The sequence below is a fragment of the Pseudonocardia sp. CA-107938 genome, assembly GCF_050936315.1.
GTDB lineage: Bacteria > Actinomycetota > Actinomycetes > Mycobacteriales > Pseudonocardiaceae > Pseudonocardia.
The window spans coordinates 4,007,265-4,025,990 of sequence record NZ_JBNJNA010000001.1; the positions used below are offsets into that span (position 1 = coordinate 4,007,265).

Here is an 18,726-nt window from a genome sequence, read left to right on the forward strand (position 1 = left end):
CCCGAACGGGCAGCCGTCGAGCGAGATAGGCAGAATCCGACGAATGCGTGCCGAACCTCCACCGGGACTGGTCGTCGTCGACAAGCCGGGCGGGATGACCTCGCACGACGTCGTGGGCCGGCTGCGGCGCATCTTCAGCACCCGCAAGATCGGCCACGCCGGCACCCTCGACCCGATGGCCACCGGCGTGCTCGTGTGCGGGGTCGGGCGGGCCACGAAGCTGCTCGGTCACCTCGCCCTCGACACCAAGGCGTACACGGCCACCATCCGGCTCGGCGCCACCACGACCACCGACGACGTCGAGGGCGAGATCGTCGAGACCGCCGATGCCCGCGGCGTGTCCGACGCCGCGATCACCGCCGGCATCTCCGCACTCACCGGCGACATCCAGCAGGTGCCCAGCTCGGTCTCCGCGATCAAGGTGGACGGCCAGCGGGCCTACGCGCGGGTCCGGGCGGGGGAGGAGGTCGTGCTGCCGGCCCGCCCGGTCACGGTCTCGGAGTTCACGCTGGTCGCCCGGCACGGCACCGATCTCGACGTCGTCGTCGCCTGCTCCTCCGGCACGTACGTGCGGGCGCTCGCGCGCGACCTGGGCGCCGCGCTCGGCGTCGGCGGGCACCTGACCGTGCTGCGCCGCACCCGCGTCGGCCCGTTCGACCTCTCCCACGCCCGCACGCTCGACGCGCTGGAGACCGACCCGACCCTGTCCCTCCCGTTGGACCAGGCCGTCGACACGGCGTTCGCCCGGCACGACCTGAACGAGGCCGGAGCCATCGACGTCTCGCACGGCAAGCGGCTCGCCCCGTTCGGCGACGACGGCGTGTACGGCGTCTTCGGCCCGGACGGGCACGTCGTGGCGTTGATGCGCGACGAGGGCGGGCAGGCACGCCCGGTGGTCGTGCTGGCCCCCGCGGCGACGTGACGGTCGCTGCGTAGGCTCCTGCCGACCGGGGATGGAAGCCGACGCAGGAGGCGGGGCGGGTAAGGACAGTGCAGCGCTGGCGGGGACTGGAGGCCGTACCGGCCGGATGGGGGCGCAGCGTCGTCACCATCGGCGTGTTCGACGGCGTCCACCGAGGGCACCAGGAGCTGATCGGCCGCGCGGTCGCGCGGGCGAAGGAACGGCAGCTCCCCGCCGTGCTCATCACGTTCGACCCGCATCCCGCGGAGGTGATCCGCCCGGGCAGCCACCCCGCCCGGCTCACCTCGCTGCGCCGCCGCGCCGAGCTCGTCGCCGAGCTGGGCATCGACGCGTTCTGCGTGCTGCCGTTCACGGTGGAGCTCTCCCGGATGGAGCCGGCCACGTTCGCGCACGAGGTGCTCGTCGACCGGCTGCACGCCGCCGAGGTCCTGGTGGGCAGCAACTTCACGTTCGGCCACAAGGCCGCGGGCGACGTGGCGATGCTGACCGGGTTCGGCCGCCGGTTCGGCTTCAGCGTGGACGGGCTCGACCTGATCTCCGACCACGACGTCACGTTCTCCTCCACCTACATCCGCTCGTGCATCGACGCCGGCGACGTCGCCGCCGCGGCGGTGGCGCTGGGTCGCCCGCACCGCATCGAGGGCGTCGTGGTGCACGGGGCGAAACGGGGCCGGGACCTGGGCTTCCCCACCGCGAACATCGCGACCGCGCCGTTCACGGCGCTGCCCGCCGACGGCGTCTACGCGGGGCGGTTCGTGATCCACGGGCGGGAGCTGCCCGGCGCGATCTCGGTCGGCACCAACCCGACGTTCTCGGGCCGGGAGCGCACCTGCGAGGTGTACGTCCTCGACGTCGACGAGGACTTCTACGGGTTCGACGTCGCCGTCGACTTCGTGGCGCGGCTGCGCGGCCAGGAACGCTTCGACGGCATCGAGGCGCTGATCGAGGCGATCCACCGCGACGTCGCGCGCACCCGCGAACTCCTCGCCTGAGTTTGTCCGTTCGGCCTCGGGCAGGCGATCGGAGCTGCGACCATCCGGTGGTGGCGATCGAGTCCCAGCGGGAGCGCAACGCGCTGAACCAGCAGCGGCAGCGCGCGCTCTACGGCGCGCCGCTCGGGGAGCGGGTGCACCGGCTCGTCGCCGTACTGCAGATCTCGCAGGCCCGGCTGGCGAAGGCGCTGGGCATGAGCCCGGCGATGCTCAGCCAGCTGGTCAGCGGGCGCCGGGTCAAGATCGGCGACCCGACGGTGCTGGCGCGGTTGCTCGAGCTCGACCGCCGGATCGACGAGCTGCGCCGACCCGTCCCCGACTCCACGGTGGAGGCGCTGCTGGACGAGGTGGCGGCGATGCGGTGGTCTGGGGCGGGCGATCCGGCCGATGCCGGCACGGCGCGGGCCGCCGCCGACGCGCTGCGTCGCCTCACCGACCCCGGGCGGCTCGCCGCCGCGGCTGACGCGCTGTCCCCGGCGTTCCCGGAGCTGGCGGACGTGCTGCGGGAGGCCGCCCGTTGATGCGGCTGTTCACCGCGGTGGTCCCGCCCGCCGATGCCGTCGCGGAGGTGGTGGCGGCCCTGTCCGGTCCGGTCCCGGAGGGCTGGCGGCTGGTCGACCCGGCCACCTGGCACCTCACCCTCGCGTTCCACGGGGAGGTGGAGCCGGCGGGGCCGGTCGCCGCCCTCGACCGGGTCGCCGAGCTGCCGGCGCCGCGCCTGCGGGTCGACGGCGCCGGCCGGTTCCCCGGGGTGCGCTGGGCCCGCGTCGTCGCTGATCCGCCGGCCGCGCTGACCGCGCTGGTCGCGGCCGTCGGCGGCGACCCGGACGCGTTCGTGCCGCACCTCACGCTGCTGCGCCGCCGTGGCCGCAGGCGAGTGGCCGCCCCGCGCCTGCCTCCGCTGGCCGGTCCCTGGTGGGAGGCCCGCGAGGTGGTGCTCATGGCGAGCGAGCTGCGCGCGGGCGGACCGGTGCACACGCCCGTGCACCGGGTCGTCCTTGCCGGACGGTGACACTTTCCTCACCTGGCCCGCAGCGGGCTGTGCCTGCGCAGGGGAGCGCGCCGAGCGCCCGATCCGGCGAACCTGGACGCAGTCACTGGAAAGGGTGAAACCGATGTCCGCTCGCCGCGCTGCTGCCGCAGTCCTGTTCGCCGCTCTCGCCGCCGGCGCCCTGTCCGGGTGCAGCACCGGCCCCGCCCGCATCACGCCCGTGGTGGTGTCGTCCCCGGTCGCGAACGTGGACGAGACGGCCGCCGATCCCGCCGCCGCTGCGGTCGCCGAGGTGCCCCCGCCGGCGCCCGAGCCCGTCCCCGCGCCGCAGCCTGTGCGCGCGGTCCCGGCTGCCCGGTCCGGAGGCGACAGCAAGCCCAAGCCGGAGTACCACGAGCCGCCCAAGCACGAGGACAAGAAGAAGCACGAGGACAAGAAGCACGAGGAAGACAAGAAGCACGAGGAGGAGAAGAAGCACGAGGAGGACAAGCACGACTCGGGCAGTTCCGACTCGAGCCACACCGACCCGAGCCAGACCGACCCGAGCCACACCGACTCGAGCCACACCGACTCCGGCAGCTCCGAGCCGAGCCACTCGAGCTGACACGTCGCTCCTGATCACGAACCACCGCCGACCCCGCGCCGACACACCGGTGCGGGGTCGACGCATCGCTGCTGGTAACGTGGTGTCTCGGGTTCGGCTGCAGTCCGTGGCGGCCGCGACCGTCTTCCACCCGCCCCAGGGGATCTCCCGGGCTCGCGGGCAGGCCACACGGCACGCAGAACGAAAGAGGAGCACGTGGCACTCGACGCCGCAACCAAGAAGAGCATCCTGGAGACCTACGGGATCCACGAGGGCGACACCGGCTCGCCCGAGGCGCAGGTCGCGCTGCTGACGAAGCGGATCAGCGACCTCACCGAGCACCTGAAGCAGCACAAGCACGACCACCACTCGCGTCGTGGTCTGCTCCTGCTGGTCGGGCGCCGCCGCCGGCTGCTGAAGTACCTCGCCTCGGTCGACGTGGCGCGCTACCGGTCGCTGATCGAGCGCCTCGGCCTGCGCCGCTGACCCCCTCCGGCCCGGATCGCCTCCCGCGGTCCGGGCCGGTCCACAACTGAAGCACTGACTCAACTCAGACGCCACGCCGCCGGCAGCCGATCCGCCGGTCCTCGGTAGTGGCTCCCGGGCCCGACAGGTCCCCGGGGGCTTCGATCGATGACCGGCTCGCGCCGAGGATCGAGAAGACGGTGGCGTGGGGTCTCCGCCAAGGAGAAACCACTACATGACAGACGAGACCGTGCACGAAACCAGTGCCGTGATCGACAACGGGAGCTTCGGCACCCGCACCATCCGGTTCGAGACCGGACGCCTCGCGCGTCAGGCCGCCGGATCGGTCGTCGCCTACCTCGACGACGACACCATGCTGCTGTCCGCCACCACGGCGTCGAAGCAGCCCAAGGAGCACTTCGACTTCTTCCCCCTCACGGTGGACGTCGAGGAGCGGATGTACGCGATCGGCAAGATCCCCGGCTCGTTCTTCCGCCGGGAGGGCCGCCCGGGCACCGACGCGATCCTCACCTGCCGCCTGATCGACCGGCCGCTGCGCCCGTCGTTCGTCGACGGCCTGCGCAACGAGATCCAGATCGTCGTCACCGTCCTCTCGCTCGACCCCGAGGACCCCTACGACGCGCTGGCGATCAACGCCGCGTCGGCGTCCACGCAGCTCGCGGGCCTGCCCTTCTCCGGCCCGATCGGCGGCGTCCGCGTCGCCCTGATCGACGGCCAGTGGGTCGCGTTCCCGCAGTTCGAGGACCTGAAGCGGGCCGTGTTCGACATGGTCGTCGCGGGCCGCGTCGTCGGTGATGACGTCGCGATCATGATGGTGGAGGCCGAGGCCACCACCGAGACGATCGAGCTGGTCGCCGGTGGCGCGCAGGCGCCCACCGAGGAGGTCGTCGCGCAGGGTCTGGAGGCGGCGAAGCCGTTCATCCGCTCGCTGTGCATCGCCCAGCAGCAGCTCGCCGACGTGGCCGCGAAGCCCACCGGCGAGTTCCCGACCTACCCCGCCTACCAGCCCGACGCGTTCGAGGCCGTCTCGGCCGTTGCGTCCGACGACCTGGCCAAGGCGCTCACCATCGCCGGCAAGCAGGAGCGCGAGACCGCGACCGACGAGGTCAAGGCCGCCGTGCTGGAGAAGCTCGGCGAGCAGTTCGAGGGCCGCGAGAAGGAGCTCGGCGCCGCGTTCCGGTCGCTGAACAAGAAGCTCGTGCGCCAGCGCATCCTGCGCGACCAGGTCCGCATCGACGGCCGCGGCATCACCGACATCCGGCCGCTGTCGGCCGAGGTCGAGGTCGTCCCGCGGGCGCACGGCTCGGCGCTGTTCGAGCGCGGCGAGACCCAGATCATGGGCATCACCACGCTGAACATGCTGCGCATGGAGCAGCAGATCGACTCGCTCGGCCCGGAGACGCACAAGCGCTACCTGCACCACTACAACTTCCCGCCCTACTCGACCGGTGAGACCGGCCGCGTGGGCTCGCCGAAGCGCCGCGAGATCGGCCACGGCGCGCTGGCCGAGCGGGCGCTGCTGCCCGTGCTGCCGACGCGCGAGGAGTTCCCGTACGCGATCCGGCAGGTGTCGGAGGCGCTGGGCTCCAACGGCTCGACGTCGATGGGCTCGGTCTGCGCGTCCACGATGTCGCTGCTCAACGCCGGTGTGCCGCTGAAGGCGCCGGTCGCGGGCATCGCCATGGGCCTGGTCTCCGACGAGGTCGACGGCAACACCCGCTACGTCGCCCTCACCGACATCCTCGGTGCCGAGGACGCGTTCGGCGACATGGACTTCAAGGTCGCCGGCACCGCGGAGTTCGTCACCGCGCTGCAGCTCGACACCAAGCTCGACGGCATCCCGTCCGAGGTGCTGGCGGCGGCGCTCTCGCAGGCCAAGGACGCCCGCCTGACCATCCTCGAGGTGCTGGGCGAGGCCATCGACCGGCCCGACGAGATGAGCCGGTTCGCGCCGCGCGTCGTCGCGATCAAGGTGCCCGTCGACAAGATCGGCGAGGTCATCGGCCCGAAGGGCAAGATGATCAACTCGATCACCGAGCAGACCGGTGCCGACATCTCGATCGAGGACGACGGCACGATCTACGTCGGCGCGGCCGACGGCGACTCGGCCGAGGCCGCGATCGGCATGATCAACGCGATCGCCAACCCGCAGCTGCCGAAGATCGGCGAGCGCTTCCTCGGCACCGTGGTGAAGACGGCCGCGTTCGGCGCGTTCGTCTCGCTGGTGCCGGGCAAGGACGGCCTCGTCCACATCTCGAAGCTGGGCAGCGGCAAGCGCATCGGCAAGGTCGAGGACGTCGTCAAGGTCGGCGACAAGCTCCGCGTCGAGGTCACCGACATCGACAACCGGGGCAAGATCAGCCTCGTCCCGGTTGTCGAGGAGGCCGCTGCGGCCAACGGCACGCCCGAGACGCCGGCGGACGCGGTGGAGACCGCGGAGGTCCCTGCGGGGTGACCGAGCTTGCGAGGTCGCCGATAGGCGCAGCGACTGTCACTCGCGCGACGAGCGTCAGCGAGGAGCTCGGGTGACCGAGCTCATCCAGGCGCCGGGGGCGGAAGCAGCTGCTTCCGCCCCCGGCGTCTTCCGCACCGACCTCCCCGGTGGCCTGCGGGTCCTCACCGAGGCGGTGCCCGGCGTCCGTTCGGTGGCGATGGGCATCTGGCTCGGCGTCGGCGCCCGCGACGAGTCGCCCGACCAGGCCGGTGCCGCGCACTACCTGGAGCACCTGCTGTTCAAGGGCACGGCGCGGCGCACCGCGGCCGGGATCGCGGAGGAGTTCGACGCCGTCGGCGGCGACCTCAACGCGTTCACCGCCAAGGAGCACACCTGCTACTACGCGCAGGTGCTCGACACCGACCTGCCGCTGGCGGTCGACGTGCTCACCGACGTCGTCACCGAGGCCACCATGAACCCGGCCGACGTCGAGGTCGAGCGGGGCGTGGTGCTCGAGGAGATCGCGATGCGCGACGACGACCCCGAGGACCTCGTCGGCGAGCTGTTCGACGAGGTGATGTTCGCCGGGCACCCGCTCGCGCTGCCCGTGCTGGGCACCGAGGAGTCGATCCGCGGCATGCGCCGCGACACCCTGCAGACGTTCTGGCGTGACCGCTACACCACGCCCGCGATGGTGGTCGCGGTCGCCGGCAACGTCCGCCACGAACACGTCGTCGACCTGGTCGGGGCGGCGCTGGCCGGGGCGATGGGCCGGGCAGGCTCGGCCGACCCGGTGCCGCCGCGCACGGCCGGTGTCGCCGTGCCCGTCGTCGCGGAACCCCGCTTGGTGCTGTCGGGGGAGGACTCCGAGCAGGCGCACCTGCTGCTCGGCGTGCCCGCGCCGGACCGCCACGACCCGCGGCGCACCGCGCTGACCGTGCTCAACACGGCGCTGGGCGGCGGGCCGAGCTCGCGACTGTTCCAGCAGGTGCGGGAGCAGCGCGGGCTGGCGTACTCGGTGTACTCGGCCGTGGCCGGCTACTCCGACGCCGGTGCCCTGTCGGTGTACACCGGCTGCGCGCCTGAACGGCTTGACGAGACCGTCGCCGTCGTGCGCGCCGTCCTCGCCGACGTCGCCGCGCACGGCATCACCGAGGCAGAGGTCGTCCGCGCGCAGGGCAACCTGCGCGGCGGGCTGGTGCTCGGCCTGGAGGACACCCCGTCGCGGATGAACCGCCTCGGTCGCTCCGAGATCGACCACGGCCGTCAACGCAGCATCGCCGAGAGCCTCGACCGCATCGCCGCCGTCACCGTCGACGAGGTCAACGAGCTGGCGCGCGAGCTCCTCGCGCAGCCGCTCACGGCCGCGGTCGTCGGGCCGTACGACGACGAGGCCGAGCTGCCGGGGAGCCTGCGCGACCTGACCTGACCCGGGTTCCTTCACCGACCGCTCAGGAACGTCGCGGCCGCGTCCTGCACGGCACGCGCGCGGTGCTTCGGCACGCCGTGCCCGTTGCGGGGGAACACCAGCAACCGCCGGTTGGGCAGCGCGGTGGCGGTCTCCTCCAGCGTGGCCGCCGGGAAGAACGGGTCCAGCGCCCCGCCGATGACGAGCGTCGGGGTGGCGACCCCGCGCAGCTCGGCGCGGGTGTCGTGGGCCAGGTCGGCGGCCACGGTCGTGGTGAAGTCGGCGGCCTGCCGTGCGGTGGGGGTCCCGCCGGTCAGGCCGATCAACCGGCGGGCCAGCCATTGCGCGACGGCGCCGTCGACGGCGATCGCGCCGAGGTCGCCGTGCAGCTCCTGCCAGCGACCCGCGGCGGCGAGCTCCAACCAGCGCTCGCACAACGCGCGCCCGGCCGGGGCCAACCGCGCTCCTGACACGACGAGCACCAGCCGCTCCACCAGCTCCGGCTGCCTGATCGCGACCTGCTGGGCGATCAGGCCGCCGGTCGAGAGCCCCATGAGCCGGAACGGACCGAGCTCGGGACCGAGGGTCGCTGCGTACGCCGCCGTGATGTCGGCCGTCGACGCGCCATCGGGCAGGCCCTGCGGGCGCTGCACGATGTAGACGGTGTGGTCGGCGGCGAGGCGCCGGAACCCGCGGGCGTAGGCGGCGCGGGCCAGGCCGGCCGGCGGCTCGTCGGTGAGGGCGAGTCCCGGCAGCACCACGAGCGGGACGGGCCCGGCGCCGATGCGGACGTAGGGGAGCCGGTCCCGGAACGCGCCCACTGCTGTCGTGGTCATCGGTTCACCTCGGCCGGGACGGGCGCGGTGCGCTTCCGGTACCACAGGCCGGCCCCGACGAGGACGGCGTCGACGACCGCGAGCCCGACGAGCGCGGCCGGCAGGTGTGCGAGCGCGCCGTCGCCGTCGCTGTCGAAGACGAACGTCCAGGCGATCTTGAACAGGACCGCCCCGTTGATGACGACCAGCGCCCATCCCAGCGACCGCCGCCACAGCGCCGCAGCGAGCGCGCCGAAGACCACCGGCACCAGGAGGGCGACGGCGATCTTGCCGACCGTCCACTCGCCGAGCAGGTACTCCTGCTCCACGCGCAGCATCTCGATCACCGCCGGAGAGGGCTCGGCCGGGGCCGGGAACCAGGCCATCGACGTGATCAGCGCGAGCACCGTCGCGACGATGCCCGCGATGCTGCGGCGGTAGGCGAAGAAGCAGAACGGCAGGAAGAACAGTGGGTGGACGTACCAGCTCAGGATGTTGTGGTGCCGGGCCCAGGCCCAGGACACCAGCTCGGTCAGCCACTCGTGCATCGCGGATCCCTCCCGTCGGGTGCCGTCGAGCCTCCGCCGGTCGGCGGCGACCCGGCAGCAGGTCAGCCCGCGTCCAGGGCAGGGAAAACCCTGGGACCGGTGGGCAGCGATCAACGCTGGGCGCGGTCCGCGCGCCGCACCCACGCCGTCTTGGGCACCGTCAGGACCTGCGGGACGGTCTCCATCGGCCACGGCATCGCGAACGCCTCGAACCACATGTCCGCGCCGAGCGCCATCGGACGTGCAGCGCGACCAGCGCCAGGACCAGCACCGCGAACGCCGGCGCATGGCCGATCAGGAACGCCCGGAACACGGTGCCGGTCGAGCTGACGACCATGTCGGTGCGGTCGAACGTCGCGACGATGCCGAGCTGGGTCACCGCCAACAGGGTGCCTGCGAGGATCGCCGAACCGCCGGGAATCGCGGGTACCGGGTCAACCCTGGCCTCGCACCCTGGCCGCCGCCGGTAGGGTGCGCCCGTGACGGAGACCGTGATCGCCGGCGTACTGGTCGTGGTCGGCATCATCGGGATCCTGCTGCCCGTGCTCCCGGGCCTGCTGCTCGTTGCGGCCGGCATCGCGGTGTGGGCGGTGCCGCGCAACGACGCCGTCGGCTGGTGGGTGCTGGGCATCGCGCTGGCGATCATCGTCGTCGGCAGCGTCGTCAAGTACGTGCTGCCCGGGCGGCGGCTGCGCGACAGCGGCGTGCCGACGCGCACCATGCTCATCGGGGCGCTGCTGGGCATCGTCGGGTTCTTCGTCGTGCCGGTGATCGGGCTGTTCCTCGGGTTCGTGCTCGGGGTGTACCTGTCGGAGCTGCAGCGGCTGGGCAGCGGCGCGCTGGCCTGGCCGTCGACGAAGCACGCGCTGGCCGCCGTCGGCTGGAGCATCGTCATCGAGCTGTTCACGGGCCTGCTGGCCGCGGCCGTGTGGGTGGGCGCGCTCATCGCCTTCTAGGCTCGCCTCGTGGCTGACGGGATCAGGGTGGGTGTGCTGGGTGCGCGCGGGCGCATGGGCTCCGAGGTGTGCCGGGCGGTCGACGGTGCGGACGGTCTGGAGCTCGTCGCGCAGCTCGACGACGGCGACGCGCTGGACGGTCTGACCGCCGCGGGCGCGCAGGTGGTCGTCGACTTCACCCATCCCGGCGCCGTCATGGACAACCTGGCGTGGTGCGTCGAGCACGGGCTGGCCGTCGTCGTCGGCACGAGCGGGTTCGACGAGGAGCGGCTCGGGCAGGTGCGCGCCCTGCTCGACGCGACCCCCGGGCACGTGCTGATCGCCCCCAACTTCGGCATCGGCGCCGTGCTGATGATGCAGTTCGCCAAGCAGGCGGCGCCGTTCTTCGAGTCGGTGGAGATCATCGAGCTGCACCACCCGAACAAGGTCGACGCCCCGTCCGGCACGGCCACGCACACGGCGTCGCTGGTCGCGGCCGCCCGCGCCGAGGCCGGGTGCGCGCCCATGCCCGACGCCACCGCGAGCGCGCTCGACGGGGCGCGCGGCGCGTCCGTCGACGGGGTGCCGGTGCACGCGGTGCGGCTGCGCGGGCTGGTCGCGCACCAGGAGGTGCTGCTGGGCACGCCGGGGGAGACGCTGACGATCCGGCACGACTCGCTCGACCGCACCTCGTTCATGCCCGGCGTGCTGATGGCGGTGCGGGCAGTGGGGGACCGGCCGGGCCTGACGGTGGGCCTGGAGCCCCTGCTCGGCCTGTAGCCTCCGGCCCGGGGCTACTCCACCAGCTTCAGGTCCAGCGAGCCGGTGATCCGGATCTCGCGGAGCGTGCCCTCGCCCGTGTCGAAGGCGCGGACGGCGCCGTCGGGCTCCCACCCGGCGCGCGCGTAGAACTGGCGCGACGCGGTGTCGGCCTCCGGCACCCAGGCCAGCCCGTAGACGGCGCCGGCGGTGCGCAGGGCGGCGGCCGCCTCGGCCAGCAGCCGGCCGCCGTGGCCGCGGCGGCCCCACCGCGGCTCGACGAGCAGCACGCCGATCTCGCCCCACGACTCCGGGCCCAGCGTGGGCCCGTCCGCCGGCGCGGCGTTCTCCGGCGCCTCCGCGGGTCCGGCAGCGACGAACCCGACGGTGGCACTGCCCTCGGTGGCGACGAGCACGGCGCCGGCGCCGGCGGCCTGCTCCCACGCCGCGTGCGCCTCAGGGGTGCTGAGCTGCTCGATCGCGGCGGGCGGGACGAGCTCGGCGTACGCGGTGGCCCACGTCCCGGCCTGGATGCGGACGATCTCCGCGACGTCGGAGGCGGTGGCGGTGCGCACCGCGGCGATGGCCATGGGCCATGGATACCCCACCGGTGTGTGCCAAGAACTGTCGGGGGCTCGTGGCAGCATCGCGGGGTGCGCACGTCTCCGCCACCTGTCGACACGATCAGCACCGATGTGGTGCGCCGCGCCGCGCTGGCCGCGCAGGGCTTCGCCGATCCGCGCCCGTCCGGGCCGGTCACCCGGCGCCACCTCACGCGCGTGCTCGACCGGGTGCAGCTGCTGCAGCTCGACTCGGTCAACGTCGCCGTCCGCGCGCACTACATGCCGCTGTTCGCCCGGCTCGGGCCCTACGATCCCGCGCTGGTCGACGACGCCGCGTGGGCGCACTCGGCGCGCAAGCCACGGCTGCTCGTCGAGGCGTGGGCCCACGAGGCGAGCCTGCTGCCGGTGGCCGACTGGCCGCTGCTCATGTCCGGGGCGAAGCGCAGCGGCTGGTGGCGCCACTACCAGCAGCTCGCCGACCGCAACCCGGGCATCGTCGAGGATGTGCTGGCCGCGGTGAAGGAGCTCGGCCCGATCGGCGCCGGCGCCCTGGAGAAGGAGCTCGGCGGGGTCTCGAAGCCGCGGCCGCCCGGCGCCACGTGGTGGGAGCGGTCGGAGGTGAAGCGGGTCTGCGAGCTGCTGTTCGGTGTCGGCCAGCTCACCACGGGCACCCGCGTCCACTTCCAGCGGCTGTACGACCTGCCGGAACGGGTGCTACCGCCCGAGGTGCTGGCGGCGCACCCGGCCGAGCCGGACGCGGCCGCCCGCGCATTGTTGCTCCGCTCGGCCACCGCGCTGGGCATCGCCACCGAGCCACAGCTGCGCGACTACTACCGGCTCGGCCCGCAGCAAAGCCAGCAGGCGCTCGCCGAGCTCGTCGAGGCGGGGGAGCTGGAGCCGGTGGCGGTGCGTGGCTGGCGCAACCCGGCCTACCGCCGCCCCGGCACCCGCGTGCCGCGCCGGATCACCGGTCGCGCGCTGCTCTGCCCGTTCGACCCGGTGGTGTGGGAGCGCGACCGCACCGAGTCGCTCCACGGCTTCCGCTACCGCATCGAGATCTACGTGCCGGAGCCGAAGCGGGAGTACGGCTACTACGTCTTCCCGTTCCTGCTCGACGGCCACCTCGTGGCCAGGGTGGATCTGAAGGCCGACCGGGCGGCCGGCGTGCTGCGGGTGCCGGGCGCCTTCGCCGAGCCCGGTGTCGACGAGCCGCGGGTCGTGGCCGAGCTGGCCGCCGAGCTGCGCACCATGGCGGCGTGGCTCGGGCTCGACGGGGTGGTGGCCGGCGAGCGGGGCGGTCTGTCCGCCCCGCTCGCCGCCGCTCTTCGAGGGGTCAGACCCGCGCCCGCGTGACCAGCACGTCGCCGGTGCCGGTGCGCCCGCGCAGGTGCACGGTCGCGTGCTCGCCGGGCGCCGATCCGCTCACCGCGAGGTCGCTGCGGGCAGTGCCCGAGCCGGAGGAGAGGTCCACCTCGGCCCACACCCCCGCGTGCACGCCGATCGTGAGGTCGCCGGTGCCGGTGGTCACGTCGGCGCGCCCGGACACGACGTCGCTCACCCGCAGGTCGCCGGACCCGGTGCGGGCGTCCAGGTCGCCGTCGAGCCGGCCCACCAGCACGTCACCGCTGCCGGCCTTGACGTCGATCGGGCCGCCGGCGGCGTCGACGGTGATGTCGCCCGACCCGGTGCGCACTCGCGACCGGCCACGGGCCGCCGCGATCGTGACGTCACCGGACCCGGTCTGCACGTCGAGGTCGCCGTCCACCTCGCCGGCACGCACCCGGCCGGTGCCGGTGCGCAGGGCGGTCCAGCCCGTCCGACCGGTGGCGGTCACGTCCCCGGCGCCGGTGCGGGCCGCCAACCGCGAGCCGGCCGGGGCCGTCACGCTCACCGCGAGCGGCACGACCCGCAGCGGCATCTGCTGCGCCGAGCGCACGACGAGCCGCCGGCCGCCTTCCGTCCAGGTGATCTCGGCGGCGCGCACCGCCTCCGCGCCGAGCCGCCCGGGGTCCCACGCGCCGCTCTCCCACGGCGCGCCCTCGAGCGGCCCGCTCTCCCACATGCCGCCGAAGCCGGGGAAGCCCCGGCCGCCCGACCAGTTCGAGGACGCGCTGCTCACCCAGTTCATGATCCCGCGCACGCCCTGGGCGAAGAAGCCGCCGACGTCGGGGTCGTGGCGCACGTCGACGCGCACTTCCCCGGTGGTGCCCTCGGGCACCTCGACCAGGTCCACGGTCACCCGGCCGACGTCGACCGCGATCTCGATCTCGGCGGTGCCGGCGCACTCCCACGTCTCCTGCCGCACGACCTCGGCCCCGTGGTCAGCGTTGTCGTCCGGGCCGTCCTGCGGCGTCGTGTCCTTCGTGAAGTCGGTCATCCCTGCACCCATCCCCGGATCCGCCTGCTGTCCTGCTTCGGCTGCTTGAAGGGCTTGCCCGGCTTGCGCCCGTGCCCGGAGAGCGCGCCCTGCACGGTCTGGGCCAGCCACGAGTTGAGCGACATCCCCTGCTGGGCGGCGGCCTGCTCGGCCTGGTTCTTGATCTGCTCGACGAGCCGCAGGGTGATGCGGGAGATGTCGCCGGCGTCGCCGGTGAACGCGCCGAAACCGGTCTGCGGGGCGGGCGCCTCCTCTTCCTCGTGCTGCTCGGCCCCGGGCTGCCCGGTGACCGACACGCGCACGTCACGGCCGTCGAGGCGGACCTCGACGACGTGGTCGGGCAGCGCCGCGGTCACCTCGGCGGCGAGGTCGGACAGCGCGCTCATGACGGCCAGCCGGGCCGCCGGTTCGATGGCGGAGCCGAGCAGGGCGGCGGTGCGCCGGGTCTGCTCGTCACCGGCTGCGGCGGCGGACGCGAGGTCCTCCCGCAGCTGGTTCACGTACTGGCTGAGGTCCATGACACCACTGTGGCGTCATAAGTGACGTCAGTCAAGGAATCCGTGACGTCACGGCTGGGCGAGATCCGCCGCGGCTACGCTCCCAGCGTGCCGCAGATCGTGCCGCTGGGCGTGCAGCTGGTGGCGAAGACCCAGTTCACCCCGCCCGAGGGCGTCCCGTGGTCGACGGATGCGGAGGGCGGGCAGGCGCTCGCCGAGTTCGCCGGCCGCGCGTGCTACCAGTCGTGGTCCAAGCCGAACCCGGCCACCGCGACCAACGCCGGCTACCTGCGGCACATCCTCGAGGTGGGCCACCTGTCCGTGCTCGAGCACGGCTCCGTGAGCTTCTACCTCACCGGGGTGTCCCGCTCGCTCACCCACGAGCTGATCCGGCACCGCCACTTCTCCTACAGCCAGCTCTCCCAGCGCTACGTGCCCGAGCACGACGCCGACGTCGTCGAACCGGACGTGATCGCCGAGGACCCCGAGCTGCACGACCTGTTCCTCGCCGCGACCGAGGCGTCGGTGCGGGCGTACGAGGGGCTGCTCGAAGGGCTGGAGAAGCGGTTCGCGGACGAGCCCAACGCCACGCTGCGGCGCAAGCAGGCCCGGCAGGCCGCGCGGGCGGTCCTGCCCAACGCCACCGAGACGCGCATCGTCGTCACCGGCAACTACCGGGCCTGGCGGCACTTCATCGCGATGCGCGCCACCGAGCACGCCGACGTCGAGATCCGCGCGCTGGCCATCGAGTGCCTGCGCCAGCTGCAGCGCGAGGTGCCCAACGTGTTCGCGGACTTCGAGATCGGCACCCTCGCCGACGGCACCGAGATCGCCTCCAGCCCGTACGTGACGGAAGGCTGACCATGACCCTCGCGACGACCGAGCGGGCCGCCATCTGCGACGCGTTCGCCGCGGCCGGGCCCGACCGCCCCACCCTGTGCGGGGAGTGGACCACCCGCGACCTGCTGGCCCACCTGCTCGTCCGGGAACGCCAGCCGTGGGCGTCGGGCGGCATCCTGGTGAAGGCCCTCGAGCCGATCACCGAGAAGGCGATGCAGGGCTACGCCGCCACCCCGTGGAGCGAGATGATCGACGCCCTGCGCTCCGGGCCGCCGATCTGGTCGCCGTTCTGGCTCGGCCTGGTCGACCGGTTCGCCAACGCCGCGGAGTTCTTCGTCCACCACGAGGACGTGCGGCGCGGCGAGCCCGGCTGGTCCCCGCGGCCCCCGGACGCGGCGCGCGACGCCGAGGTGTGGGCGATCGTCAAGCGCACGGGCCGCACGATGCACCGCAGCAGCCCGGTCGGGGTGCGGCTGCGCACGCCGGACGGGCGGGAGGTCGTCGCCCGGCCCGGCGCCGGCGTCACCGTCGTCGGCGAGCCGGGGGAGCTGCTGCTGCAGGCCTTCGGCCGCAGCGCCGTCGAGGTGGAGATCGAGGGCGAGCCGGACGCCGTCGTGGCCTTCGGCACGGCGGGGCGCGGACTCTGACGGTGTGGGAACCGGCGGGCCCCGGCGCCGTCGGGGTCGAGCGGTACCGTCAGGGCATGACGTCCGCCACGCGCCCGTTCGGCCAGGTCCTCGTCGCGATGGTCACCCCCTTCGCGGCCGACGGCTCGCTCGACCTGGCCAAGGCGGAGCAGCTCGCCACCCACCTCGTCGACCTCGGGTGCGACGGGCTGGTGGTCAACGGCACCACCGGCGAGAGCCCCACCACCAGCGACGACGAGAAGGACGCGCTGATCCGCGCGGTCGTCGGTGCGGTGGGCGACCGGGCGCGGGTCGTGGCCGGCGCCGGCACGTACGACACCGCGCACAGCGTCCACCTGGCCCGTGCCGCGGAGAAGGCGGGCGCGCACGGGTTGCTGCTGGTCACGCCGTACTACTCGCGGCCGCCGCAGTCCGGCCTGCTCGCGCACTTCACGGCCATCGCCGACGCCACCGAGCTGCCGGTGATGCTCTACGACATCCCGCCGCGCAGCGTGGTCCCGATCGAGCTGGAGACGCTGCAGCGGCTCGCCGAGCACCCGCGCATCCTCGCGGTGAAGGACGCCCGCAACGACCTGCGCGTCGGCACCGAGGTGCTGGCCACCACCACCCTCGCCTACTACAGCGGTGACGACCCGGTGAACCTGCCGTGGCTCTCCGTCGGCGCGGTCGGGTTCGTCTCCGTCACCGGGCACGTGGTGGCGGACCGGCTGCGCGCGATGCTGACGGCGTTCGAGGCGGGCGAGGTGGCGCGCGCCCGCGCCCTCAACGCGTCGATGCTGCCCCTGATCCGCGGGATCGGCCGGGTCGGCGGCGCGGTGTTCGCGAAGACCGCCCTGCGCCTGCGCGGCCTCGACGTCGGAGCCACCCGCCTGCCGCTGCCGCCCGCGACGGACGAGCAGGTCGCCGCCATCGCGGGCGACCTCGCAGCCGCCGGCGTCGCCCTCGATCCCAGCGTCCGCGCCGGCACGGCACCGGGGCTCGGCGCGCTCGGCGCCCGCGTCCCGGCCGACCTCGGTGCCGAGGTCGCCTACCCCCGCTGAGCTTCCCATCCACATGACCGAAGGACGTCACGTGATCCTGCGCATCGAGCGCATCCCCGCACGACCGGGCCGGTCGGCATGAGCCGCCCGCCCGCCCGCAACGACCGCAGGGGCCGGCCGCCCCGCCGCGACCGGGGCCGGCCCGTCGCCGTGCCCGCCGACGCCGAGAACCCGCCCGAGGTCCAGCTGGGCCCGCCGCCGGAGCTGCCCGACGGCGGCCTGCGCGTGGTCGCGCTCGGCGGGATCGGCGAGGTCGGCCGCAACATGACCGTGTTCGAGCACGTCGGGCGGCTGCTCGTCGTCGACTGCGGCGTGCTGTTCCCCGCCGAGGACTCCCCGGGCGTCGACCTGATCCTGCCCGACTTCCGGGCCATCGAGGACCGCCTCGACGACATCGACGCGCTCGTGCTCACCCACGGCCACGAGGACCACATCGGCGCGGTCCCGTTCCTGCTGCGGCAGCGGCCCGACATCACCGTCGTCGGCTCGCGGTTCACGCTCGCGCTCGTCGCGGAGAAGTGCCGGGAGCACCGGCTCACCCCGCACCTGCTGGAGGTGAAGGAGGGCGCGCGGCTGACCCACGGCGCGTTCGACTGCGAGTACTTCTCGGTCAACCACTCCATCCCCGACGCGCTGGCGGTGGCCATCCGCACGTCCGCAGGCGTGGTGCTGCACACCGGCGACATCAAGCTCGACCAGCTGCCGCTCGACGGCCGGCTCACCGACCTGGGCGGGTTCTCGCGCCTGGGCGACGAGGGCGTCGACCTGTTCCTGGTCGACTCCACCAACGCCGAGGTGCCCGGGTTCACCATCGCCGAGCGCGAGATCGGCCCCGTGATCGACGGGGTGTTCCACCGGTCGCCCGGCCGGGTCATCGTCGCCTGCTTCGCGAGCCACGTGCACCGCGTCCAGCAGGTGCTCGAGGCCGCTGTCGCGCACGACCGCAAGGTGTGCCTGGTCGGGCGCTCGATGGTGCGCAACATGGGCATCGCCGCCGAGCTGGGCTACCTCGACATCCCCGAGGGCCTGCTCGTCGAGATGGACGAGGCGATGACGCTGCCCGACGACCGCGTCGTGATCGTCTCGACGGGGTCGCAGGGCGAGCCGCTGTCGGGGCTCGCGCGGATGGCGCGCGGCGACCACCGGTCGGTGCGCATCCGCCCCGAGGACACGGTGATCCTCGCCAGCTCGCTGATCCCGGGCAACGAGACCGCCGTGTTCACCGTGATCAACGGGCTGACCCGGCTCGGCGCCACCGTCGTGCACCAGGGCACGGCGAAGGTGCACGTCTCCGGCCACGCGACGGCCGGCGAGCTGCTCTACCTGTACAACGCGGTGCGCCCGAGCAACGTCATGCCGGTGCACGGGGAGTGGCGGCACCTGCGCGCCAACGCCGCGCTGGCGGTGCTCACCGGGGTGGCCGAGGAGTCCGTCGTGCTCGCCGAGGACGGCGTCGTCGTCGACCTCGTCGACGGGCGGGCGCGGGTCACCGGGAAGGTCGAGGTCGGCCGCGTCTACGTCGACGGCCTGGCCGTGGGCGACATCGGCGAGTCCACCCTGGGCGACCGCCTGGTGCTCGGCGAGGGCGGTTTCATCTCGATCACCGTCGCGATCGACGCCACCACCGGCCGGGCCGTCACCCGGCCGACGCTCTCGGGCCGCGGGTTCTCCGACGACCCGAAGGCCCTCGACGCGGTGCTGCCGATGGTGGAGGACGAGCTCTCCCGCACCGAGGCCGAGGTGATCACCGACCCGCACCGCGTGGCGCAGGCCGTCCGCCGCGTCGTGGGCAAGTGGGTGGGGGAGACCTACCGGCGCCGGCCCATGATCGTGCCGACGGTGATCGCGGTCTGACTCGCGGCGAACCGGTCCGCCGCGGCGAGTCGGGT

Annotated in this window: 21 protein-coding genes; 15 read left to right on the plus strand and 6 right to left on the minus strand. The window is 73.7% G+C overall.

The genetic code is table 11. The annotated features are described in order from the left end of the window. The first annotated feature begins 43 nt into the window (after positions 1-43). The 8 genes from truB (at position 44) to ACQEVB_RS19975 (ending at position 7,837) form a co-directional block, all read left to right on the plus strand. Positions 44-922 (plus strand): tRNA pseudouridine(55) synthase TruB, encoded by an 879-nt coding sequence (truB, locus tag ACQEVB_RS19940; protein ID WP_432973512.1) that lies wholly within the window; start codon positions 44-46, stop codon positions 920-922. A 68-nt stretch (positions 923-990) separates the two neighbouring features. After that, positions 991-1,914 carry a bifunctional riboflavin kinase/FAD synthetase gene (locus tag ACQEVB_RS19945; protein WP_432973514.1) on the plus strand — a complete coding sequence of 308 codons (924 nt, stop codon included), beginning with the start codon at positions 991-993 and terminating at the stop codon, positions 1,912-1,914. A 50-nt stretch (positions 1,915-1,964) separates the two neighbouring features. Beyond that, positions 1,965-2,435 carry a helix-turn-helix domain-containing protein gene (locus ACQEVB_RS19950; protein ID WP_432973516.1) on the plus strand — a complete coding sequence of 157 codons (471 nt, stop codon included), beginning with the start codon at positions 1,965-1,967 and terminating at the stop codon, positions 2,433-2,435. After that, positions 2,435-2,926: a 2'-5' RNA ligase family protein gene (locus ACQEVB_RS19955; RefSeq protein WP_432973518.1), complete on the plus strand. Its 492-nt coding sequence runs from the start codon at positions 2,435-2,437 to the stop codon at positions 2,924-2,926. Before ACQEVB_RS19950 ends, ACQEVB_RS19955 begins: the two co-directional genes overlap by 1 nt. A gap of 103 nt (positions 2,927-3,029) precedes the next feature. Continuing rightward, entirely contained in the window at positions 3,030-3,509 is a 480-nt protein-coding gene (locus ACQEVB_RS19960) for a hypothetical protein (protein WP_432973520.1), read from the plus strand. 195 nt (positions 3,510-3,704) lie between these two features. Then, the gene (gene rpsO / locus ACQEVB_RS19965) at positions 3,705-3,974 is read left to right on the plus strand and encodes a 30S ribosomal protein S15 (RefSeq protein ID WP_432973522.1); all 270 of its coding nucleotides are present in this window, start codon (positions 3,705-3,707) and stop codon (positions 3,972-3,974) included. A 214-nt stretch (positions 3,975-4,188) separates the two neighbouring features. Next, positions 4,189-6,429, plus strand: coding sequence for a polyribonucleotide nucleotidyltransferase (locus ACQEVB_RS19970; RefSeq protein ID WP_432973524.1), 2,241 nt, complete (start codon positions 4,189-4,191; stop codon positions 6,427-6,429). A 70-nt stretch (positions 6,430-6,499) separates the two neighbouring features. After that, positions 6,500-7,837 (plus strand): M16 family metallopeptidase, encoded by a 1,338-nt coding sequence (locus ACQEVB_RS19975; protein WP_432973526.1) that lies wholly within the window; start codon positions 6,500-6,502, stop codon positions 7,835-7,837. Positions 7,838-7,848: 11 nt separating this feature from the next. On the opposite strand, the gene ACQEVB_RS19980 is transcribed toward ACQEVB_RS19975, so the two are convergent. The 3 genes from ACQEVB_RS19980 to ACQEVB_RS19990 form a co-directional block, all read right to left on the minus strand. Further along, positions 7,849-8,652 (minus strand): alpha/beta hydrolase, encoded by an 804-nt coding sequence (locus tag ACQEVB_RS19980; protein WP_432973529.1) that lies wholly within the window; start codon positions 8,650-8,652, stop codon positions 7,849-7,851. Continuing rightward, positions 8,649-9,179: a hypothetical protein gene (locus tag ACQEVB_RS19985; RefSeq protein ID WP_432973532.1), complete on the minus strand. Its 531-nt coding sequence runs from the start codon at positions 9,177-9,179 to the stop codon at positions 8,649-8,651. Before ACQEVB_RS19985 ends, ACQEVB_RS19980 begins: the two co-directional genes overlap by 4 nt. Positions 9,180-9,289: 110 nt before the next feature. Beyond that, a complete protein-coding gene (locus ACQEVB_RS19990; RefSeq protein ID WP_432973535.1) occupies positions 9,290-9,415 on the minus strand; it encodes a hypothetical protein in 126 nt (41 codons plus the stop codon). A gap of 243 nt (positions 9,416-9,658) precedes the next feature. On the opposite strand from ACQEVB_RS19990, the gene ACQEVB_RS19995 reads away from it, so the two are divergent. Then, the gene (locus ACQEVB_RS19995) at positions 9,659-10,135 is read left to right on the plus strand and encodes a DUF456 domain-containing protein (RefSeq protein ID WP_432973538.1); all 477 of its coding nucleotides are present in this window, start codon (positions 9,659-9,661) and stop codon (positions 10,133-10,135) included. A 9-nt stretch (positions 10,136-10,144) separates the two neighbouring features. Then, a complete protein-coding gene (dapB, locus tag ACQEVB_RS20000) occupies positions 10,145-10,894 on the plus strand; it encodes a 4-hydroxy-tetrahydrodipicolinate reductase (RefSeq protein WP_432973541.1) in 750 nt (249 codons plus the stop codon). Positions 10,895-10,908: 14 nt separating this feature from the next. Here dapB and ACQEVB_RS20005 read toward each other — a convergent pair whose 3' ends face one another. Then, positions 10,909-11,463, minus strand: coding sequence for a GNAT family N-acetyltransferase (locus ACQEVB_RS20005; protein WP_432973544.1), 555 nt, complete (start codon positions 11,461-11,463; stop codon positions 10,909-10,911). A gap of 63 nt (positions 11,464-11,526) precedes the next feature. Here ACQEVB_RS20005 and ACQEVB_RS20010 point away from each other — a divergent pair, with 63 nt between their 5' ends. After that, a complete protein-coding gene (locus ACQEVB_RS20010; protein ID WP_432973546.1) occupies positions 11,527-12,789 on the plus strand; it encodes a winged helix-turn-helix domain-containing protein in 1,263 nt (420 codons plus the stop codon). Here the strand turns inward: ACQEVB_RS20010 and ACQEVB_RS20015 are convergent. Then, positions 12,770-13,813, minus strand: coding sequence for a DUF4097 family beta strand repeat-containing protein (locus ACQEVB_RS20015; protein WP_432973549.1), 1,044 nt, complete (start codon positions 13,811-13,813; stop codon positions 12,770-12,772). The genes ACQEVB_RS20010 and ACQEVB_RS20015 overlap by 20 nt on opposite strands. After that, on the minus strand, positions 13,810-14,331 hold the full coding sequence (locus ACQEVB_RS20020) for a toxin-antitoxin system HicB family antitoxin (RefSeq protein ID WP_432973552.1): 522 nt from the start codon (positions 14,329-14,331) through the stop codon (positions 13,810-13,812). The genes ACQEVB_RS20015 and ACQEVB_RS20020 overlap by 4 nt, the downstream gene beginning before the upstream one ends. An 87-nt stretch (positions 14,332-14,418) precedes the next feature. Between ACQEVB_RS20020 and thyX the strand changes: the two genes are divergently transcribed. The 4 genes from thyX to ACQEVB_RS20040 all read left to right on the plus strand — a co-directional run bounded on the left by thyX (position 14,419) and on the right by ACQEVB_RS20040 (position 18,691). Continuing rightward, on the plus strand, positions 14,419-15,171 hold the full coding sequence (thyX, locus tag ACQEVB_RS20025) for an FAD-dependent thymidylate synthase (protein ID WP_432973555.1): 753 nt from the start codon (positions 14,419-14,421) through the stop codon (positions 15,169-15,171). Positions 15,172-15,173: 2 nt separating this feature from the next. Further along, the gene (locus ACQEVB_RS20030; RefSeq protein WP_432973558.1) at positions 15,174-15,797 is read left to right on the plus strand and encodes a TIGR03085 family metal-binding protein; all 624 of its coding nucleotides are present in this window, start codon (positions 15,174-15,176) and stop codon (positions 15,795-15,797) included. A 56-nt stretch (positions 15,798-15,853) separates the two neighbouring features. Beyond that, positions 15,854-16,837: a 4-hydroxy-tetrahydrodipicolinate synthase gene (gene dapA, locus ACQEVB_RS20035; RefSeq protein WP_432973561.1), complete on the plus strand. Its 984-nt coding sequence runs from the start codon at positions 15,854-15,856 to the stop codon at positions 16,835-16,837. Positions 16,838-16,915: 78 nt separating this feature from the next. Then, a complete protein-coding gene (locus ACQEVB_RS20040; protein WP_432973564.1) occupies positions 16,916-18,691 on the plus strand; it encodes a ribonuclease J in 1,776 nt (591 codons plus the stop codon). Positions 18,692-18,726 lie beyond the last annotated feature (35 nt).